This window comes from Polaribacter porphyrae (assembly GCF_002954685.1).
Classification (GTDB): domain Bacteria; phylum Bacteroidota; class Bacteroidia; order Flavobacteriales; family Flavobacteriaceae; genus Polaribacter; species Polaribacter porphyrae.
The window spans coordinates 1,943,865-1,964,458 of record NZ_MSCN01000001.1; the positions used below are offsets into that span (position 1 = coordinate 1,943,865).

Annotated in this window: 15 protein-coding genes; all 15 read left to right on the forward strand. The window is 26.4% G+C overall.

What is annotated here, in order from left to right:
- The first annotated feature begins 53 nt into the window (after positions 1 to 53).
- The 15 genes from BTO18_RS08795 (at position 54) to BTO18_RS08865 (ending at position 20,594) form a co-directional block, all read left to right on the forward strand.
- Positions 54 to 3,719 carry an ABC transporter permease/M1 family aminopeptidase gene (locus BTO18_RS08795; RefSeq protein ID WP_146106902.1) on the forward strand — a complete coding sequence of 1,222 codons (3,666 nt, stop codon included), beginning with the start codon at positions 54 to 56 and terminating at the stop codon, positions 3,717 to 3,719.
- Between the two features lie 453 nt (positions 3,720 to 4,172).
- Complete coding sequence (locus BTO18_RS08800; RefSeq protein WP_105015864.1) at positions 4,173 to 5,297, forward strand: helix-turn-helix domain-containing protein; 1,125 nt, start codon at positions 4,173 to 4,175, stop codon at positions 5,295 to 5,297.
- Positions 5,298 to 5,428: 131 nt separating this feature from the next.
- Entirely contained in the window at positions 5,429 to 6,241 is an 813-nt protein-coding gene (locus BTO18_RS08805) for a CPBP family intramembrane glutamic endopeptidase (protein ID WP_105015865.1), read from the forward strand.
- Positions 6,242 to 6,406: 165 nt separating this feature from the next.
- The gene (locus BTO18_RS08810) at positions 6,407 to 7,324 is read left to right on the forward strand and encodes a TlpA disulfide reductase family protein (RefSeq protein ID WP_244905140.1); all 918 of its coding nucleotides are present in this window, start codon (positions 6,407 to 6,409) and stop codon (positions 7,322 to 7,324) included.
- Positions 7,325 to 7,329: 5 nt separating this feature from the next.
- Positions 7,330 to 8,880: a serine hydrolase domain-containing protein gene (locus BTO18_RS08815; RefSeq protein WP_105015866.1), complete on the forward strand. Its 1,551-nt coding sequence runs from the start codon at positions 7,330 to 7,332 to the stop codon at positions 8,878 to 8,880.
- A 55-nt stretch (positions 8,881 to 8,935) separates the two neighbouring features.
- Positions 8,936 to 9,493 (forward strand): hypothetical protein, encoded by a 558-nt coding sequence (locus BTO18_RS08820; RefSeq protein WP_105015867.1) that lies wholly within the window; start codon positions 8,936 to 8,938, stop codon positions 9,491 to 9,493.
- A gap of 23 nt (positions 9,494 to 9,516) precedes the next feature.
- Positions 9,517 to 11,391 carry a serine hydrolase domain-containing protein gene (locus tag BTO18_RS08825; RefSeq protein WP_105015868.1) on the forward strand — a complete coding sequence of 625 codons (1,875 nt, stop codon included), beginning with the start codon at positions 9,517 to 9,519 and terminating at the stop codon, positions 11,389 to 11,391.
- Between the two features lie 11 nt (positions 11,392 to 11,402).
- The gene (locus BTO18_RS08830) at positions 11,403 to 12,299 is read left to right on the forward strand and encodes a carboxypeptidase-like regulatory domain-containing protein (protein WP_105015869.1); all 897 of its coding nucleotides are present in this window, start codon (positions 11,403 to 11,405) and stop codon (positions 12,297 to 12,299) included.
- A 92-nt stretch (positions 12,300 to 12,391) separates the two neighbouring features.
- Positions 12,392 to 14,770 carry a TonB-dependent receptor gene (locus tag BTO18_RS08835; protein ID WP_105015870.1) on the forward strand — a complete coding sequence of 793 codons (2,379 nt, stop codon included), beginning with the start codon at positions 12,392 to 12,394 and terminating at the stop codon, positions 14,768 to 14,770.
- 3 nt (positions 14,771 to 14,773) lie between these two features.
- Positions 14,774 to 15,601, forward strand: coding sequence for a DUF4249 domain-containing protein (locus BTO18_RS08840; RefSeq protein ID WP_105015871.1), 828 nt, complete (start codon positions 14,774 to 14,776; stop codon positions 15,599 to 15,601).
- A complete protein-coding gene (locus tag BTO18_RS08845; protein WP_105015872.1) occupies positions 15,601 to 16,158 on the forward strand; it encodes a hypothetical protein in 558 nt (185 codons plus the stop codon). Before BTO18_RS08840 ends, BTO18_RS08845 begins: the two co-directional genes overlap by 1 nt.
- 9 nt (positions 16,159 to 16,167) lie before the next feature.
- Complete coding sequence (locus tag BTO18_RS08850; protein WP_105015873.1) at positions 16,168 to 17,373, forward strand: aspartyl protease family protein; 1,206 nt, start codon at positions 16,168 to 16,170, stop codon at positions 17,371 to 17,373.
- 19 nt (positions 17,374 to 17,392) lie between these two features.
- On the forward strand, positions 17,393 to 18,814 hold the full coding sequence (locus BTO18_RS08855; RefSeq protein WP_105015874.1) for a S41 family peptidase: 1,422 nt from the start codon (positions 17,393 to 17,395) through the stop codon (positions 18,812 to 18,814).
- 71 nt (positions 18,815 to 18,885) lie between these two features.
- Positions 18,886 to 20,091, forward strand: coding sequence for a serine hydrolase domain-containing protein (locus BTO18_RS08860; protein ID WP_105015875.1), 1,206 nt, complete (start codon positions 18,886 to 18,888; stop codon positions 20,089 to 20,091).
- A gap of 20 nt (positions 20,092 to 20,111) precedes the next feature.
- The gene (locus tag BTO18_RS08865) at positions 20,112 to 20,594 is read left to right on the forward strand and encodes a DUF2306 domain-containing protein (RefSeq protein WP_105015876.1); all 483 of its coding nucleotides are present in this window, start codon (positions 20,112 to 20,114) and stop codon (positions 20,592 to 20,594) included.

Sequence of the window (20,594 nt, forward strand, 5' to 3'; positions counted from 1 at the left end):
TTTTGGTATAAATAATAAATTAAAAACTACTAAAATCAAAATCTTATGTTTTTATGATTGCACAGATATTTTCATTTGAATTCAAAAGTTGGATAAGGAATAAAACTACTTACATTTATTTTCTGCTAATGTTTTTGATAGGTTTTTTAATTACAAACTATTTTGGACACGCATTAGATACAGGTACTTACTTTTTTTCCAACAGAAAAATTGATAGTGCAATTTCTGTAAGTTACTATATGAGTAGATCTAGTTTGGCGGCTACTTTAATTGTTTCTTTAATCATAGGAATGTCTGTATACAAAGATTTTTTATACAATACATTTTCTATTACTTTCAGCAGTGTTTCTTCTAAATTTAATTATTTAATAGGACGTTTTTTTGGAGCTTTTAGCATTTGCTTGCTTATTTGTGTAGCTCCATATATTGGATTTTATTTAGGTATTGTTGTGCCTTGGACTTCTAAAATAAATTTTGGAGCATCTCAATTTGAATTTTACCTCTACTCTTTTGTTTTTAAAACTGTTCCGCTTTTATTTTTTTCAAGTGCACTTTTCTTCTGTTTAAGTACGGTTTTAAAAAACACAATTTTCAATTGGCTAGTTATAATTCTAATTTATGCCCTTTCACAATTTACATACAATATTTATGCAAATCCAGATTTAGAATCTTTTCAATATCTAATGGCTTTACTAGATCCTTTAGCAATTGTTACTGACAAATATGCAATAAAAAAGGTTTCTATGGGCGAAATTAATAGTGAACCTTTACCTATAACACAAGTACTTCTAATTAACAGATTAATATACATAGGTTTAGGAATATTAATACTGGTATTTACATATTTTAAACTCAATTTATTTACAAGACAATCTAAATTTAAAATTTTAAACTTCTTTAGAAAAAAGAAAATACAAGAAAATATTGATGTTGCAGATGCTTTTACTCAAATAAAGCTACCAAAAATTTCTCCTGATTTTAGTTTTAAATCAAAATGGAATTTATGGCTCCGACTGAATTTTAGTCATATATTTAGAGTACTTAAAAATCCTTTTTTTATTATTCTCTTAATTGCTGCTTATTTTTATGCAAAGTCAAATATTAGAGCTTTTGGTAGTGCTTGGGGTACTAGTTCTTATCCTTTTACCTATTTAGTTGCCGTCAAATATTTGCAAACTGTAAATCTATTTATTGTATTGACAATTATTTGGTTTGCTGGAGAATTGTTATGGAGAGATAGAAGATATAGCGTAAATAAAATTAATGATACTTATCCAGTTTCTAATCTTTTTTTACTTAGTACATATGTGCCAATTTTATCGTTAATTCCTTTTTTTTATTATCTATTAGTAGTTTTATTAAGTATCCGAGCTCAAATAAATCTTAACTTTCATGAGTATAGCTTTCACACTTATGCAGAAATTTTTCTTTTAGCTTATCCTACTCACATAACGTTACTATTTTTTACACTTTTTATTTTTTCGTTAGTTCAAAATAAGTATTTAGCAATTATTGTTTTAATTCTTTATTATTATCTTGATGGTTATCTTCTAAACAGTTTACTTCCTCACAAATTACTTCATTTTAGAGGTGGTTCATCTTATATTTACTCAGATTTAACTGGCTATGGAGGTTCTTTATATCCTAATTTATTATTTAAATTCTATTGGTTGGCATTTTCTGGTATCATAATATATTTTGCGTCAAAGTTATGGCCAAGAGGTTTAAGTTTTCATTGGAAAGATATTTTAAAAAAAATCAAAAATAAAGGAACTAAAAGTGAACAATTTTTACTTCGAATTTCATCAATTCTATTTTTGTGTATAGGAAGTTTTATATTTTATAATATTTATCTTCAAGGAAATGGACGAATTTCTACACAAGAAATTAGTGTTGAATATGAAAAAAAATACAACTATTTACAAAACTTAACACTTCCAAAAGTAACTGATGTATATGTAGAAATTGACTTATATCCTGAAACAAAAAGTTATGAAGTTAAAGGATATTATTGGTTGAAAAATAAGTCTGATAAAGAAATAAAAAAACTCGCATTAAATTATAGCAAAAAGCATAAAGAAACTTCCTTTTCATTTAGCAATAATGCCATAAATGAGTTTTATGATGCTGATTTAAATTTAGGATTATATCATTTTGAAACTTCTTTAAAACCTGGAGATTCCATAAAACTAGATTATCGTATTAAAAGTCAACCTAAAGGATTTTCAAACAAAGGCGTTAAAATGAGTATTTCAAAAAATAATACATTTTTAAGAAATAGTATTTTACCTTCATTTGGTTACAATCCAGCATTTGAAATACAACAGAATGAAATTAGAAAATTGTATGGATTAAAACCAAAACAAACTGATCCACCATCATACAATGATTCTATTGGTATTAATAATAGTATGCTAAGTCGTTTTTCAGATTTCGTAAACTTTGAAGCTATTATAAGTACAAATGAAAACGAAATTGCAATTACGCCTGGTTATCTTCAAAAAGAGTGGAAAAAAAATGATAGAGCATATTATCATTATATAATGAATAAACCCATTCAAAATTTTTACTGTTTTACTTCTGGAAAATACAAAGTAAAAAAAGAAAACTATAAAGGGGTATCATTAGAAATTTACTATCATAAAGCGCATAGTTTTAATATTGATATTATGCTAGAAGCTATGAAAAAATCATTTGATTATTACTCAAAAAACTTCACTCCATATCAATATAATCAGCTTAGAATTATAGAATTCCCAAGATATCTTGGAAGTTTTGCACAATCGTTTCCAAATACAGTTCCTTTTTCTGAGTCTGTTGGTTTTACGAGTGATTTAAGGAAATTAAACTACAATTTAGAAAGGGATATTAATGATGATTTATCGTTATTCGATTTTACTGTTGCCAAAAGAAATATACCACTTTTTGTCACTGCACATGAAATTGCACATCAGTGGTGGGCTCATCAAATAATGAGTGGTGATGTAGAAGGATCTAACTTTTTAATAGAAGCTTTAGCTCAATATTCTGCACTTAGAGTTATTGAGGAAGAATATGGTCATGATCAAATTAAAAATTACGTAAAATTTGAACTCAATAGATATTTATTGTTAAGACAATTTGAAACTATTAAAGAAGAACCGCTAATTCGTATTAGAAAAGGACAACAATATATACATTATAACAAAGGAGCTGTTGTTATGAATGCGCTTCGAAATTATCTTGGAAAAAATACTGTAGATAATGTTTTAAAAACTTTTTTAGAAAACAATTCGTATAGAGACAATCCTTATACACATGCAGGAGAATTATATAAAAAATTCAGAGCTGCTGCACCTGATAGTTTAAAATATATCGTAGATGATTGGTTAGATGATATTATTCTTTATGATAATCAAATAAAAAAAGCAACTTACATGAGAACTGAAGATTTTGATTATGAAGTACGTTTTTCTCTAGATCTTAATAAGTTTCGTGACAATGGTTATGGAGAAGAAACAGAAGTACCACTTAAAGATTATATTACAATTCTAATTCATAATTCAGAAGGTTTAGAACTCTATAAAGAAAAAATTAAATTTACAGATATTAATAAAAGCCAAGAATTTAAATTACTCATCAATAGAAAACCAGATTTTATAACAATTGATCCTGATTTTAATTTGGTTGATAAAGACTTAAAAGATAATACTGTGAAGTTTAAGAAATTTAAACCATAAATAACACCAGCTTTACATTAAAAAGTAAATTTCAAAATTTGATAATATTTTAAGTTTAAAACATTTTATTTTAATACCCATTGTGCATTATGATTAATTTTTAATCGATGATGTCGATTCGAGTGACTTTGAGAGAGATGAAAAATCATATTGAGAACTATATAATCGCAAAATTCTTGTTCTCGATATAATTTTTATTCATTTCAATCATAAAATTCACTCAAACTGACAGAGTTTTATCAAAATGCACAACGAGTATTTAATTAAAGTTCATAAGTTTATTTTTTTAAGCTATATGCTTTAAAGTAGTTTTAGGAAATATACCTAATAAAAGTTATCCCTTTAAAATTCTAAATTAGTGTTCATAAACTTTAGCATAATTTACACAACTTTAACAGTTGTAGAGATAATTTTTATTCAAATTTACGTTTTTATGAAATTATAAATATTTAGATGAAATTAATAACAGAGTTTTTTCTAGTTGGTGGTATTTTAATGTCTATTTTAATCTTATTTCTTCTTTTTAGACAGAAAGAGAGAGCTTTACCACAAAATATATTGCTTTGTTTTTTTGGATTTATATTTTTCTATATCCTTAATACTTACGCAGATTTTAATGATTTAGATATTTTAAATTTTTTGACTTTTATTTTTGACGATGTTACTGAAATCATCATTGGTCCAATCATATTCATGTATGTCAATGCTATATTTATAAAAAATTACAAATTCAAAAATTATTATCCTCACCTAATTTTTCCTTTAACATATGTCTCGTTGATATCAATTCCCATAATGGTTTCTATCTTAAAAGAAGAGTTTGTATTTGATTATCTCAAATTTTTAAATGTCCATAAAGATTTCATTTTTATTCTTTTTACACTCTATATGCTAGTATATTTTATAATGGCTTACATAAAGTTCGAGAAGTTTAAAACTGCTTATAAATCTAATTTTTCTAATATTACAGATAATGATTTTAACTGGGTTCGACACTTATTAATAGGTCTTATTATTGTTGGGTGTTTAGATTTAATATTAACCATATTAGACTTCTTTAATATAGATGTAGATGCAGTTTTGTTTTTATTTATACCTGCTATGTTGTTAATTTTCTATTTGGGTTACTATGGAATTTCGCAACAAAAAGTACTACTACCTAATTTTTTGATTGATAATTTAGAGACAACTATTAGTGAAACACCAGTTAAAAAAGTTGTACTAAATTTTGATAAAGAAGAAGCTGCAACCATAGAAAAGAATTTAGACCTATTGTTTGAGAAAGAGAAACCTTATCTAGATGAAAATTTGAGTTTACAAAAGCTAGCAGAAAAACTCTCATTAACAGATAAAAAATTATCTAATTTTTTAAATCAATATTTAAAAATCTCTTTTTATGATTTGATTAATAAACATAGAGTCAATGCAGTTAAAAAGATGATGAATTCAAATGAATACAATAACGTTACACTTTTAGGAATTGCTTATGATGCTGGTTTTAAATCTAAAACTAGTTTCAATCGAATTTTTAAAAAGGAAACAGGTATGTCTCCCTCACAATTTAAGAGTTCACTTTAATTTGATATAAATTAGTGCCAAAAGAAGCGATGGCACCTTTATAAATTCTTATAAATTTATTTTCGCAAATATTATAAACTTGGTATAACCTAGTTATATAAAATTATTTATGCAAAATAAATTTGTTTGAAATGAAGAGAGAAATAAAATTAATCATTATCACTTTTATTGGTTTTTTATTTCTTTTATGGATTGCAAAACCTATAAGATTTTTTTTAATAGATAACAATTTACCTGAATTAAACTCTAGATTTATTGCAGGTATATTTATGCGGTTATCAATTATAGTTTTAGCTATAAAGCTAATTAATATAAAAAAAATAAAAAATTATAATGGGTTAAGTACATCCAAGAGAGTTAATAATATTCAAGCATTAGCTATTCCTTTTGTATTCATTTTATCTGGAATAATTAGTAATTGGTACACTTATACAAACACTCAAATTTATTTACTTTTATTATTTATTCTATCAGTTTTTACGGTCGGTTTTGCTGAAGAAATAGTATTTAGAGGTATTATACTACCTCTCTTTATAAAACATTTCAAAGCTAAAAAAAACGTTTTATTTATTAGTGTTCTATGTACTTCACTAATTTTTGGTGGGCTTCATTTTTTTAATATTCTTAAAGAACCAGGAAATATAGTCGGTATTACAAATCAAGTTTTTTTTGCTACGTCTATTAGTTTTTTTTTTGGAGGCTTAATGTTAAGAACAAATAATATTATTATTCCATCCATTATTCACGGATTCATAAATCTTGCTTTTGGATCAGGTATTTTAAATCAAAAAAGCGCACCGATAATTACAGGAAAAATAAGCGAAGGAATAAACTGGAGTTCTATAATTCCAACGACAATATTTTTTAGCTTCATTTTTTTAGGAGGAGCTTATATGATAAAAAAAGTTAATAAATCAGATATATTAAAAGAGCTAAATATATGAGAGTATTTAAGCTTAACACAAAAAATGATACTTCAAAAACTATTTACACAAATAACTAAAATTATGTTATTAAATGAGTACTTACTTAAGACAAGAATGTATAAACTATTACTTCTGTTTTTGTTGATTTCTTCCTGCAATGAAACTTCAGTAACTAAATTTTCTTTGAAAGGAAAAACCAATAAATTTAAGGATGGGACTACTTTATATTTAAGTAATAATAATACTTTAATAGATTCCACCAAAGTAAAAAATAACTCCTTTGAGTTTCATACAGTTTTACCCACTTCACCTTTAGATGTTTTTTTAAGAACTAAAAATTATTCACACTATCGCTATCTATGGTTAGAAAATAAAGCAATGACTTTTGACGCTAGAAAAACCAATTTTAAGAATGCCATAGTCACAGGTTCAAAGTCTGAAGAACTAAATTTTAATCTTTATAAAAATACAGATTCATTAACTGATAATGAAATTTTAAATTTAGAAATAGAGTTTATTAAAGAACATCCAAGTAGTATTATTAGTGCCTCTATACTTTCATCGAATTCTTCTACTTTGGGTAGAAATAAAGTTCAAAACTTATATGAATTACTATCTGAGGAAAACAAAAATTCAAAGTATGGGAAACAAATAGCCCAATTTGTTAGCCTGAATAAAGAATTAAAAATTGGAGATCATTTTATTGATTTTGAAATGTTAGATAACACTGGTATTCCTAAAAAACTATCAGATACAAAAGCAAAAGCAATATTATTAGAATTTTGGGCTTCTTGGTGTAGCCCTTGTCGAAAGGAAAATCCAAATTTGGTCAACACTTATAAAAAATACAAACCAAAAGGATTTGAAATATTTGCAGTCTCTTTAGATGGTAATAAAAATAATTGGCTAAAAGCGATTAAACAAGACCATTTAAATTGGATTCATGTTAGTGATTTAAAAGGCAGTAATAATAGGGCATGCTTGATCTATGGCATAGATGAAATACCTAAAAATTTTCTAATTGATAAGAATGGGATTATTATCGGAAAAAATTTAAAAGGGTTAACATTAAAAAATAAATTAAAAGAAACTTTAAAATAATATTAATGAAAAACACGAAACTTTTAATATTACTCATAGCATTTACTAGCTGTATTAGCTATTTGAAAACTCAAAAACCAAAATTTAACCTTACGGAAGGAAACAAGACAGAGCATAATATTCTAATAAATAGCAAACACGAATATAATTTATCTCTTAAAAAAGGGCAATTTGGTATAATTCATTTACAACAGAAGGGAATGGATGTTAAAATTGTTTCTTATGATCCTGAAGGAAAAGAAATTGAAGAATTTGATACACCTAATGGGGCATTTGGTAGTGAACTTATTTTAATTGATGCAGATAAATCAGGTATTTATAAATTAAAAATAATACCTCTTGGCGAAAATAAAGAAGAAAAAAAGGGTTCCTATACAATTGAATTCATTTCATCAAGTAATTCAATTACTTCTCATCTTGATAAAGTTTTTAAATTGATTGGAAAAGGGAATCATATTCCTGGATTTTTTGTAAGTATCGTTGATAAAGAAAAAATCTTGTATTCAAATGGTCAAGGTTTTGCGAATATTGAAAAACAAACTCCTTACACAATTAATACGATTCAACAAATAGAATCTATATCTAAAACATTTCTTGGACTTTCTATAATGCTTTTAGTAGAAGAAGGTAAATTAGATTTAGATAAAGATATAAATGATTATTTACCTTTCAGGGTTAACAACCCGTTCTATCCAAAAAAACCAATTACTTTAAGACATTTAGCAACTCACACAGCTTCTATTAATGATAGGAATCAACACGAAAATTTCGCTTGGATTGAAAATAAAGAAGTTTTCGAAAAAAATAAAACTAAATATATACATGAAGAAAGACGTAAATACTATAAAAGCATCATGGGCAATAAAGAAACAACGATGGAAGCTTTTCTAAAATCGTATTTATTACCAAAAGGGAAAAACTATTCAAAGGAGAACTTCTTTAAGAGAAAACCAGGAAAAGAATGGTATTACTCTAACGTTGGTGCAACACTTGCTGCATATATAGTACAAATAATTAGTAAGCAACCTTATAATGAGTTTGTAGAAAAAAATATTATTGATAAACTAAAATTAGAACATACAACTTGGGGATATAACCCTAAAAAAGAGAAAATAAATTCATTAAAATATGGGAGTGGTAAAAATGAATATCCTAGAATTATATCTCCTACATATCCTGATGGTGGCATTTACTCGAATACAACTGATTTGTCTAAATATCTTATGCATTGGATAAAGGGATATTCTGATGAACGATCAATTGTAAAACCTAGTTCATACAAAGAAATAATGAGTATTCAATTTGAACAAAAAAAAGGAGATTATAAAGGGTTGAAGAATGGTCTTTTTTGGTGGATTTTCAATCAAAATAGAATGGGACATAATGGAGGTAATATGGGTTCTAATGCAAATATGTTTTTTTACCCAGAACTTGGCATTGGCTATACAAGTTTGGAAAATATAACTTATGGTGAAGATGATGAAGCTGAAATTCAATCTATAGAAATAAAAAAAATTTTGAATAGATACCCCAAATATTTTAAAACAGATAATTAATTAATATTCGATAATACAAGTAGTTGTATAATTCAAAAAATAAAATAAAAATTAAATGAAAAACAAGTTACTAACTTTATTATTCTTTTTCATTGCTATAAGTAACTATGCACAAGACAAGAGTGATACATATACAGAAAAAATTTGGCGTGTAAATTTTTTAAATCCAGCCATAGAATTAGAGTTCCCAACAGGTAAAAATTCAACATTTTCATCTGCAATAGGTGTCGGTTATAATGGCGGTTATCCAGATTTAACTTCTAATGCTAGTGGATTTATTTATGTTGTTAGTCCTTTTTTAGATTTTCAACAAAAATGGTTTTATAATTTTAAAAAAAGAAGAGATAAAAATAAAAATACAGAAAACAATTCTGGTAATTTTTTTTCATTCAGGTTAATTACCAGAGGCAATTCCATTACAGAAAATGTAACAAGAACATCTAATTTAGATTTTGCTTTTGGTCCAACTTGGGGCATACAAAGGAAGTATGGCAAAAGTTTTCATTTCCTTTTTGATATTGGTCCTCAATATTATTTTGACACAAAAGGTAATGGTAATATATGGCCAATAATGTTACAACTCAATTTAGGTTTTAACCTAAATAAAAAATAAGTGTTCAAAAAACAATCAATCAAATGAAACATTATATTATAGTCATATTACTATTATTTTCAATTTTTAGTGATGCTCAAACATTATCAAATAAACAGTTAAAAGACTCTATCAAAGCTATTATCCATAAACAGCAAATTCCTGGAGGAGTAGTTACTGTAGTTACTAAAGATTCTGTTTTATTTAAAACAGCTTTTGGTCATTCAGATTTAAACAGAAAAGAAAAGGTTACTGACGAAAATCTTTTTAAGATTGCTTCCATAAGCAAGACATTTACAGCTATTGCTATTATGCAACTGGTAGAGAAAGGAAAGTTAAAATTAGATGATAATTTAAGTTCTGTAGTTCCAGAAGTTCCTTTCAAAAATAAGTGGTCTAATTCTCATCCTGTAAAAATAAAACATCTACTGGAACACAAGTCGGGTTTCAGTGATTTCAGTTATTCACATCTTACCAAAAGATATGAATCTGAAAAAGCTAAAAATATTTTTGATCAAGTTTTAGCATTACAATCTGCTTTAAAAACCAATTTTAAACCAGGTTTAGTAACTACATATTCAAATCCAGGATATATTGTTTTGGCATATATTATTGAAAAAATCAGTAGAAAAACGTATGAAGATTATATAAAAGAAAATATTTTAAATCCGCTGGAAATTACTAATACAGGCTTTAAAAATGATTTTGGTACATCAGTAAAATCTCTTTTAACAAAAGGTTATTTTCTAAATCAAGGTAAACTTATACTATCGAATAAAGAGATTGAAAACTTTCAGCTAGGAGCATCAGGATTAATTAGTGATGTTAATGATATGTCTAAATTTTTGCAGTTTTTTTTAAATCAAAAATCACAAAACAGCACAGCTATTTTAAGTAAAGATGGAATTTTAAATATGGAAAAGCTACATTCCGATTTTGATAAAAAAAACAAAATAAAAACAGGTTATAATTTAGCCCTAGAAGATAGAATATTTGGAGACAAGGAATTTCTGTTTTATGGTAATAGCGGATTAACAGATGGTTTTGTTTCTAACTTTATTTACAGTAGAGATTTAGATATTGGTGTTTTTGTAAGTACAAATTTATTTATGAGAAGTAATGAGCAAATTATTAATTTATTGATTAACAATTTTTGCAAACAAAAATCAATTAACTACAGCTATAACACAAATACAAGAGACTTATCCGAATTTGAAGATTGGGAAGGTGAACATAGAGAGTTAAATGATTCTCAAGAGATTTGGAACTTTATCAATTTTCCTGTAAGAACAAAAACTGTAAAAATAGAAGATAATTTTCTTATAATATCTGACATTGAAGATGGTGAATATAGATACAAGAATGTTGGTGGTAATGCATTTTTAAATGAAGATTTAGAAGAGAAAATTCCAACAGTATACTTAACCGATTTTGATGGTAAAAAATCGATTTATTACTATGACAGTACTTATATCCCAACAAATAAAATTTCATACTCTATATTAAGGACACTTTTAATATTTAGTATAGTTTTATTATTACTAACGATAATAGTACTTATTATAAATGTCATACGATTCATTTTTGTAAAAAAAACAAAGAATACTGTATTACAGTTATTAAGATTATCTCTTCCTTTTATATGTATATTATTATCTGTTTTGTTTGCAATTAATAATTTAAGTTTTAATAAAATAGACAATCTTGGCACTATAACAATTACATCTGTATCGATATTTATGCTTACAGTTCTATTTCCAATACTATGTATTTGGATGATTTATAAAGAAAGAAAACGCATCAAATTTGAAAAAAGAAAATTTTATAAACTATTCTGTTTATTAGCGGTTTTTGCAAATATATTTATTTGTACTTATTGTGTAAGTATGGGGTGGTTTGCTGTAATGTTTTGGTCTTAAGTATAGTAATAATGAAAAAGATTATCACACAGCTTTTAATATTCGCTTCTATAGCTCTACAATCACAAATCAATGGAAAAGTTGTAGATGGTGAAACCAAGAAACCAATACCCTATTGTAATATCTGGATTGAAAATAAAGATATAGGGACTAGTTCTGATGAAAATGGAATATTTAAACTTGAAACTAAAGAGAAAAATAGCATTCTTATTTTTTCAGCTATAGGTTACAAAACAACAAGAAAAAATTGGGATGCTAACAGCTCTATTATTGAGATGTCGCCAGAGGAAATCATTTTAGATGAAATTGTTTTAGATAAAACGAAAAAGAAAAACACAATATTAGGTAAATTTAAGAAATCAAAAATCAATAAATTTTTTGGATGTGGAGAAAGGCCTAAAATTAGAGCCAGATATTTTGCTTTTGATAAAAAGATAAATGAAACTCCTTTCTTAAGCGAAATTCAATTTTATACAATGAGTGATATTAAAAACGCAAAATTTAATGTGCGTTTATATGAAGTAGATGAAAATGGAAAACCAGGTAATTATCTTTATGATAAAAATCTAATAGGTTATGCCAGAAAAGGAAATAAATTAACAACTATAGATTTATCTCATTTAGATATTTTATTTCCAAAAAAAGGCTTTTTTATATCTGTGGAGTGGTTTATTATTCAAGAAAATAGTTATGAATATACTTATAGAGAAGAAGGTTCTAGAAAAAAAATGAAAGCAGTTGCTTATGACCCCAGTTTTGGTACAATCCCATCAGATGCTGATGGTAATTGCTGGATTTTTGAAAAAGGAAAATGGAATAAAATTCTAAAAAATGGTGATGATGATTATTCTAAAAAACATCGTAATAAGTACACATTACTAGCTATTCAGCTTTTACTTACTAATTAATTTTATAAATATTAGCGCATAAAGTAGTACCAATGCTTCTATTGGAACTATAATTCAGCTATTTATGTTTTTGTTTGTTCAAAAAATAAATAATGAATAAAATATTAGTATTCCTTTTTCTTATCGTTTTTAGCACTTTATCCTTTAGTCAAAACCAAAAAAGTACTATAAGTGGAAAAATAGTAGATCAAAAAACTGGGGAAACATTAATCGGAGTTAATATCTCTATTAAAAATAAAAGTTTAGGAACTATTACAAACAACTATGGGTTCTATTCCATAACCATACCAAATGATACTTACACAATTTCTTATAGTTATTTGGGCTATAAAACAATTGAAAAAGAGATAAAATTGACCAATAGTTTACAACTTGATATCAAATTAGCTGAAGAAGAAAATGTTTTAGATGAAGTTATTATTTCTCAAAGTAAAAACAATAGTGGAAATAATATTCGTAAACCTCAAATGAGTACTACAGTTTTAAAAGCAAAAACCATTAAAGAAACGCCTACAGTTTTAGGTGAGTCTGATTTGGTTAAAACAATTACTCTATTACCAGGAGTAACTGATGTTGGCGAAGGTAGCGCGGGTTTTAACGTTAGAGGTGGTAGCACAGACCAAAATTTAGTGCTTTTAGATGAAGCAACAATATACAATACATCTCATTTATTAGGTTTTTTATCTGTTTTTAATACAGATGTTATAAAAGATATCAAACTATATAAAGGAGGTATTCCTTCAAAATATGGTGGTAGATTATCTTCTGTTTTAGAAGTACATCAAAAAGATGGTAATTATAATAATACAAAATTTACAGGAGGAATTGGTTTACTATCAAGTAGATTAATGGTTGAAGGACCAATTAGAAAAGAAGTAGGTTCTTTTTTAGTGGCAGGTAGAACTTCTTATCTTAATCTATTTTTAAGTCTAGCAGACGAACCCAACAGAATTTCTTTTTATGATTTAAATACTAAATTATCCTATAGAATAGACGATAACAATAAAATCTATTTTTCAGGATATTTTGGTAAAGACAAGATAAAATTATCAGATTCATTCAAAAATTCTTATGGAAACTTTTTTATAAATACGAGACTTAATCATATTTTTAATAACAAGCTGTTTTCTAACTTATCTTTAATTTATAGCGAATATGATTATAATTTAGAATTCGTTTCAGAGGGTTTTGAGTGGGCTTCAAGTATTAATAACATTAACTTAAAATACAACTTTAATTACTACTTAAATAACACCTTAAAAATCAATTTTGGTACAGATGTTTTTAACTATCATTTCAATCCCGGAGAAATTATTGCTAACTCTAATTCGTCACCTATTAATGAAGAAAAGTTAGATGATAAAATTGCTTTTGAACCTTCAATATATCTAGAAGCAGAACACAAATTGTCTGATAAATTTACTGCAAGATATGGTTTTAGATTTAGTTCTTTTTTTAGACTGGGCAACAAACCTTTGAATACTTATACTAATGATTTACCTGTAGTTTTTAATGAAGAATTAAATAGTTACGAATCAGCAAAACCTATAGGAGTTCAAAGCGAAAGTGAAGCTAAAAAAACAACCTCGTTTTTTAATATAGAACCTCGTTTTTCTTTGGTATATCAACTTAATGAACAATCTTCTTTAAAAGGAAGTTATCAAAGAATGAATCAGTACATTCATTTAATTTCAAACACAAATGCACCAACTCCTTTAGATATCTGGGCTCCAAGTGGAAAGTATATTAAACCTCAAAATTCAGATTTATTTGCTTTAGGTTTATTTAAAAACTTCGAAGAAAATAATTATTCTATAGAAGTTGAAACATATTATAAATCCATAAAAAACAGTGTAGATTTTATTGATGGTGCAGAATTAATTGCTAATAACAATATAGAAACAGAAATTTTACAAGGTGATGCACGAGCTTATGGACTTGAATTTTTACTGCGTAAAAATTCAGGACGATTTACAGGATTGGTGGGTTATACAATAAGTAAATCAGAGCAACGAGTTTCCGGAAGATCACCTAATGAAACAGGAATTAACAATGGAATTTGGTACAATACTCCACAAGATAGAACGCACGATTTATCAATTACAGGCAACTATTCTTTAACAGAAAAATGGAGTTTAAACGCCAACTTTGTTTTCCAAACAGGTCGTCCAACAACGTATCCAAATGGACAATATCAGTTTGAAGGTCTTGTAGTGCCTGTGTTTACTTCTAGAAATGAAGAACGTTTGCCTGCTTATCATAGATTAGATATTTCAGCAACTTATACTCCTAAACACAACAAAAATAAAAAATGGGAAAGCGAATGGGTTTTTGGTATCTACAACATATATAATAGACAAAATGCCAATTCAATACGATTTAGACAAAACGAAACGACACTAAATAACGAAGCCGTACAAACTTCTATTTTCGGAATCATTCCTTCTATAACTTATAATTTTAAATTTTAAAAAATGATAAAAAATAAAATAATCCTTTTAATTATTATCCTAATTACTTTTAGTGCTTGCGAAACCGTAATTAATTTAGATTTTGAAGATGATCAAGAACGATTAGTAATTGAAGCTTTGATAAAATGGCAAAAAGGAACTTCTGGTAATAATCAAACAATAAAATTGAGTAAAACAGCATCGTTTTATGACAATTCAATTTTACCAGCCAAAAATGCAGATGTAAAAATTAGCAATCAAAATGGAGCTGTATTTGTATTTAATGAAATAGCTGATGGTATTTATGAAACCAATAATTTTATTCCATCAGTTAACGAGAGTTATACCTTAACAATTGTTTACGAAAATGAAGTTTATGTAGCATCAGAAACTTTAATTGAAGCTCCAGATATCAACAACATTACACAAACTATTGAAAATGGTGACAGCACAACTGAACCAGAAATAAATGTGTTTTTTGATGATAAACCAAATATTGAAAATTTTTACAGAATAATATATGAAAGGTCTGAAAATAATGGAGCTTCAATTGATTCTGATTATACAATTTATGACGATCAATTTGAAGATGGTAATGAATTAGTAGATTTTAATGAATATGAAGAAATAGCTATAAATCAAGTTTTTCAAATTTCATTATTTGGTATTTCCGAGAGATTTAGTAATTATTTATCACTAATAAATGCACAAGGCGATGCCGGTTTTGACCCTTTTGCTTCTCCACCAGTAAATGTTTTTGGGAATTGCGTAAATACTACAAATTCAGAAAATTACCCTTATGGATATTTTGGTTTAAGCGAGTTTGATGTTGCAACATATACATGGCAATAATGAAAAAGAAAAGAAAGAAAAAAATACAGGCTGATAAAATTATTGCAATTTCTGCAATGCTTGTTAGTTTACTAACACTAATACTATTTGTGTATCAAATTAGTTTACAGCACAACGAAAGTAGACTTTCTGTAGCTCCCAGAATTTCTTTCAGTCAAGAATATGGCACCAGAATAGAAAATATCATCAGTTCTCAAGATACAATTAGCAACAAATTTATTATTTATAATATTTTTTTAGAAAACAAAGGTTTAGGTCCTGCAATTTTAAAATCTGTTGATTTTTTATATCAAGATAAAAAAATAGAAATTGAAAGTTTCATACAAAAAAATCAAAAATTTAGGAATTTATTAAAAATAGATGAGATCACTAGCTTTTCTGATGGAGCGATTTTGTCTAAAAATGAGAAAGTGAAACTATTCGAATTGTCAGTAAAGAAAATTGATGAACATCAATTTTACAACCTTGCAAATATTAAAAAGTTAGAAGAATTAATTGAAATTTCTGTTGTTTATGAATCTTTATATGAAGAGGTTTATAAAAAAAGTTCAAAATAAAACATAGTTATGAGATCAAACTTATTTGTCATTATTTTAGCCATTCTTACAAGTTGTAAAAGCAATACAAAAAAATTTGTTTTGCAAACAAAATCAAAAACTGTGAGCATTAAGGATGGGGCTATTCTGTATAGTGATATCTGGACAATCTCTCCAGAAGTCGAGTTAGATGAGTTTGTACCTCAAAGATTTAATGGAGAAAAAGATGTAAGTTTTATATCTGATATTGATACTATTACATTTACTGTAAAGCCCAATAAAATTTATGATTTTTCGATTATACACAATAACAAAAAAGCCCATACAAGAATTAATACAGATACATTAAAACAGGTTTCAATTACTCCAGAAAAAACTATAGAATATCATTATCAGGATAAAAATAAGCAATCTTTAGCAGATACAATTCCGTTTAAAATTGGCAAAGACAACAGAATTTATATAAAAGCAAGTATAAATAATTCACAAAATCTTAATGTAATTTTTGATACTGGTGCAAACGCTTTTGCTGTCAAAGCATCTATTTTAAACAAAAAAGTAAAAATGAATATGGACAGCGAAGTTTTGAATTCTGGAAGTGATGGAGCATCTATGAAACAAAGAAGCTCAAAAAATACGCTTCAGATTAAAGATTTAATTTGGGATGATATTCCGTTTACAGCTATAGATTACAAGGATTACGAATTTGATGCAGTTTTAGGCTGGGTTGCTTTTCAAAATAAAGTAATTGAAATAAATTATGACAAACAACTAATAATTGTTCGTAAATCTTTACAAAAAATACCAGAAGAGTATCAAAAAATTGATACTGATTGGATTAGAGGTTTACCTTACATAAAAGGAGTTTTAGAAGTTAATAATAAAACTTATGAAGGCTGGTTAGAGTACGATTCTGGGTATAGTGGAACTTTAAAATTAAGTCAAGAGTTTGCATCAAAAAATTATTTAACCAATTTAAAAGAAATAGGTATCTCTAAATCATCAGGAAGTGAGGGTATTTTGTGGAAAACAAAAAAACACAAATTTAAACAACTGAATATTGGGAGTTTCGTCATATCAAATTTAACACTATTTATTAGTGATAAAGATCCAAAGGGAATCTTGAACAATGATATTTTAGGAAACAATATTTTAAAACGTTTTAATGCAATAATTGACTTAAACAATTTTCAAATCTACCTTAAACCAAATCGTCATTATAATTCAGACTTTTAATTTTAAAAAGTGTATTTCTATGAAATTTAAATCAATTTTCCTGATTTTACTAATAGCGACTTTTCTGTGTGAAAGCTGTTCTGTAGAAAAAGCTATTTTTAATAAAAATCAAACTTATTTTTCAAAAAACAAACTAACTAAAAAAGAGATTTCTAAAGAGGTAGATTTCTTTATACATCAATTAGAAGAAATAACATTAAACCCATATCAGTTAGCAAATGTAGATAAGATAAAACATCAGATAAATACATTAAAAAGTTACGAAAATATTTCTGTAAAAGATTTCTTTAGAGAAATGCTAATTCTTATAGGTCATTTTAATATTGCTCATTTATATCTATCATTTCCTTATAAAAACTATAAAGAAGAAATCAAAAACAATAAATTACCTTTTAAATTCAAAATTAAAAATAATTCAATAGTAATAACAAATAAAACGAATAAATATAATATTGGTAATGAAGTTATTAGTATTAATGGTAAAAGAGTAGACTCTTTACTAAATAGATTCTATAAATATATCGGAGGTACAGAAGTTTGGAAAAAAACAATGGTTGAAAAAAATCTCAACCAATATTTATGGCTGAATGATATCAAGAGTCCTTTTGATGTAAAAACAACAAAAAATACAAAAACCATCTATAAAGATTTTGATAAAAAACACCAATCAGAAAAATCCGTAATTTTTAACTTCAGCAATAAAATCAATTACCAAAAAATAAACGATTCAGTAGGTTATATTAGTTTTAAAAGAATGGATATTTATAAAAACTTAAAGGGTTATGAAGAATTTTTAAAAACTGTTTTTAGCAATATTCAAAAAGACAAGATCCAAAAATTGGTTATTGATGTAAGAAATAATCCTGGAGGAAATAGTGTTATAGGTGAAAAAATGATTGATTACATAAATGATAAACCTTTTCGATATTCAGGAGGTAAAAAATGGAAAGTTTCCAAAGCCTATAAAAAACATTTTAAAAAAATGTTTCCGTTTTACGCAAGACCTTTCTTAAAGTCAGATACAACTATAAAAGAATATTTTAACTCACCAAATAACACTATATTAAACAAGACTACAAACTATCTTATAAAGAAACCAAAAAAGAACAATTTAAGATTTTCAGGTAACATTTATTTAGTAGTAGATAATGGCACATTTAGTAGTGCAAACATTTTTGCAAATGCTATTGAAGATTTTAATATGGCAACAATTATTGGAGAAAAAACAGGAGAGGTAATAAATGATTATGGAGAAATTGTTGCTGTAAAATTTAAGAAATCTGGTATTTATGTATGGATTCCATCAGCAATCTTTATTAGAGCTAATGGTAATGAAGCAGATAAAAACCCAGTAATACCAGATAAACACATTAAACAAGAAGTTTTAGACAATATGTCTAAAGATGATATTGTTCATTTTATAAATTCTAATTATAAATAGGTACCATTGCTTCAGTTGGCACTTCATTTTATTAAGTTTTTAGTTCATTTACATTGAACATAAATTTTAAAATGAATAAATACAATATCAAACTTGTCAACTCAACAATTATCTTTCTTATAATATTTGGTTTTTCTTGTAAGAGTCAAAAAATAGCGACGAGTAGCTCTAAAGAAGAACTAATATTAAATATAGAAAAGATATTTTCACAAGCAAGTATTGCAGGCTTTACAATAGTAGTCGTAGATGAAAAAGATATATTATATCAACAATCATTAGGTTATGCAAATATCTCTAGTAAAATTCCATATACGAATAAAACCATTCAAACAATTGCTTCAATCTCTAAAACATTTATTGCGTTAGCTTTAATGAAAGCAGTAGAAATGGGTAAATTGAATTTAGATGATGATATCAATAAATACCTACCTTTTAAGGTTATGCATCCTAAATATCCTCTACAATCAATAACAATAAGACATTTAACAAATCATACATCAGGTATCATAGATGGAAAGATTTATGATAAATCTTATGCACTAAAAAATAGAAATGAAGACTTGTCTTATCTACCAAAGCATATTAAAAAATACGTAGATAGAATGTCAGCGAATATAAAAATTGACGATGCTCAATTTTTAGAAAATATGCTTTCTGAAAAAGGAAAGTGGTATACAAAAAATAGCTTTAATAAAAAAAAACCTGGTAGTGAATTCAATTATAGTAATGTAGGGGCTTCATTGGCAGCATATATTATAGAATTAGCAGTCGGTTTGCCTTATGAAAAATTCACAGAAGAGATTATTTTCAATCCTTTACAAATGAATAATACAGGTTGGGATTTAAACAACCTTGACGTTTCTAAATATGCAATAAAATACTTTAATGGTAAAGGATTAATAGTCCCAGATTATGATTTAATTACAAACGCTGATGGAGCATTAATAACAAGTTCTAATGACTTTAGTAAATACCTTCAAGAAGTTTTAAAAGGATTTAATGGCAATGGAACTCTATTAAACAATACTTCTTACAAAGAAATATTTACAAAGAATAATGATAAAATTGGTAATTCAGGAATTTTCTGGGAAATATCGAACAAAGGTAATCCAAATCATAGTGGTGGTGATCCTGGAATCTTATCAAATACAGTTCTAATGAAAGATAAAAAAATAGGCATTTTTATGATGTGTAATGGTGTTGATCAATCTAAAAGAAAAAATATAAAAGCATTGCAAAATATATTTAATACACTTTTAAAATACTATATAGAATAAATATTTAAATAACAATTATTATGGATTTTTTAAAAGAATTTCACATCATTAACAGTTCAATTGGTTTAATACATACCATTTTTGCAATCTTATCAATGGTTTTTGGAACAATGGTTTTATTAAATAAAAAAGGTACGAAAAAGCACAAAAGAGTAGGTTACTACTATGTAATTAGTATGCTTATTGTAAACGTTACAGCCTTTATGATTTATAATTTTGGCAGAATTTCGATGTTTCATTTTTTTGCAGCTGCAAGTTTAATAACTACTATTATTGGGGTTTTAGCAGCAATTAGAAAAAAGAAAAATTGGTTAAGAAAACATTTCTATTTTATGAGTTGGTCAGTGGTAGGATTGTATTGTGCTTTTTGGGCAGAAATAGGTGTTCGTTTTTTTGAGATGAAATATTTTTGGTGGATTGTAATGCTGGCAACTGGTTTAACTTCTTGGCTCGGTGCTAGACGAATAAACAAAGAAGCTAAAAAAATGAAGTTTGACAAATAA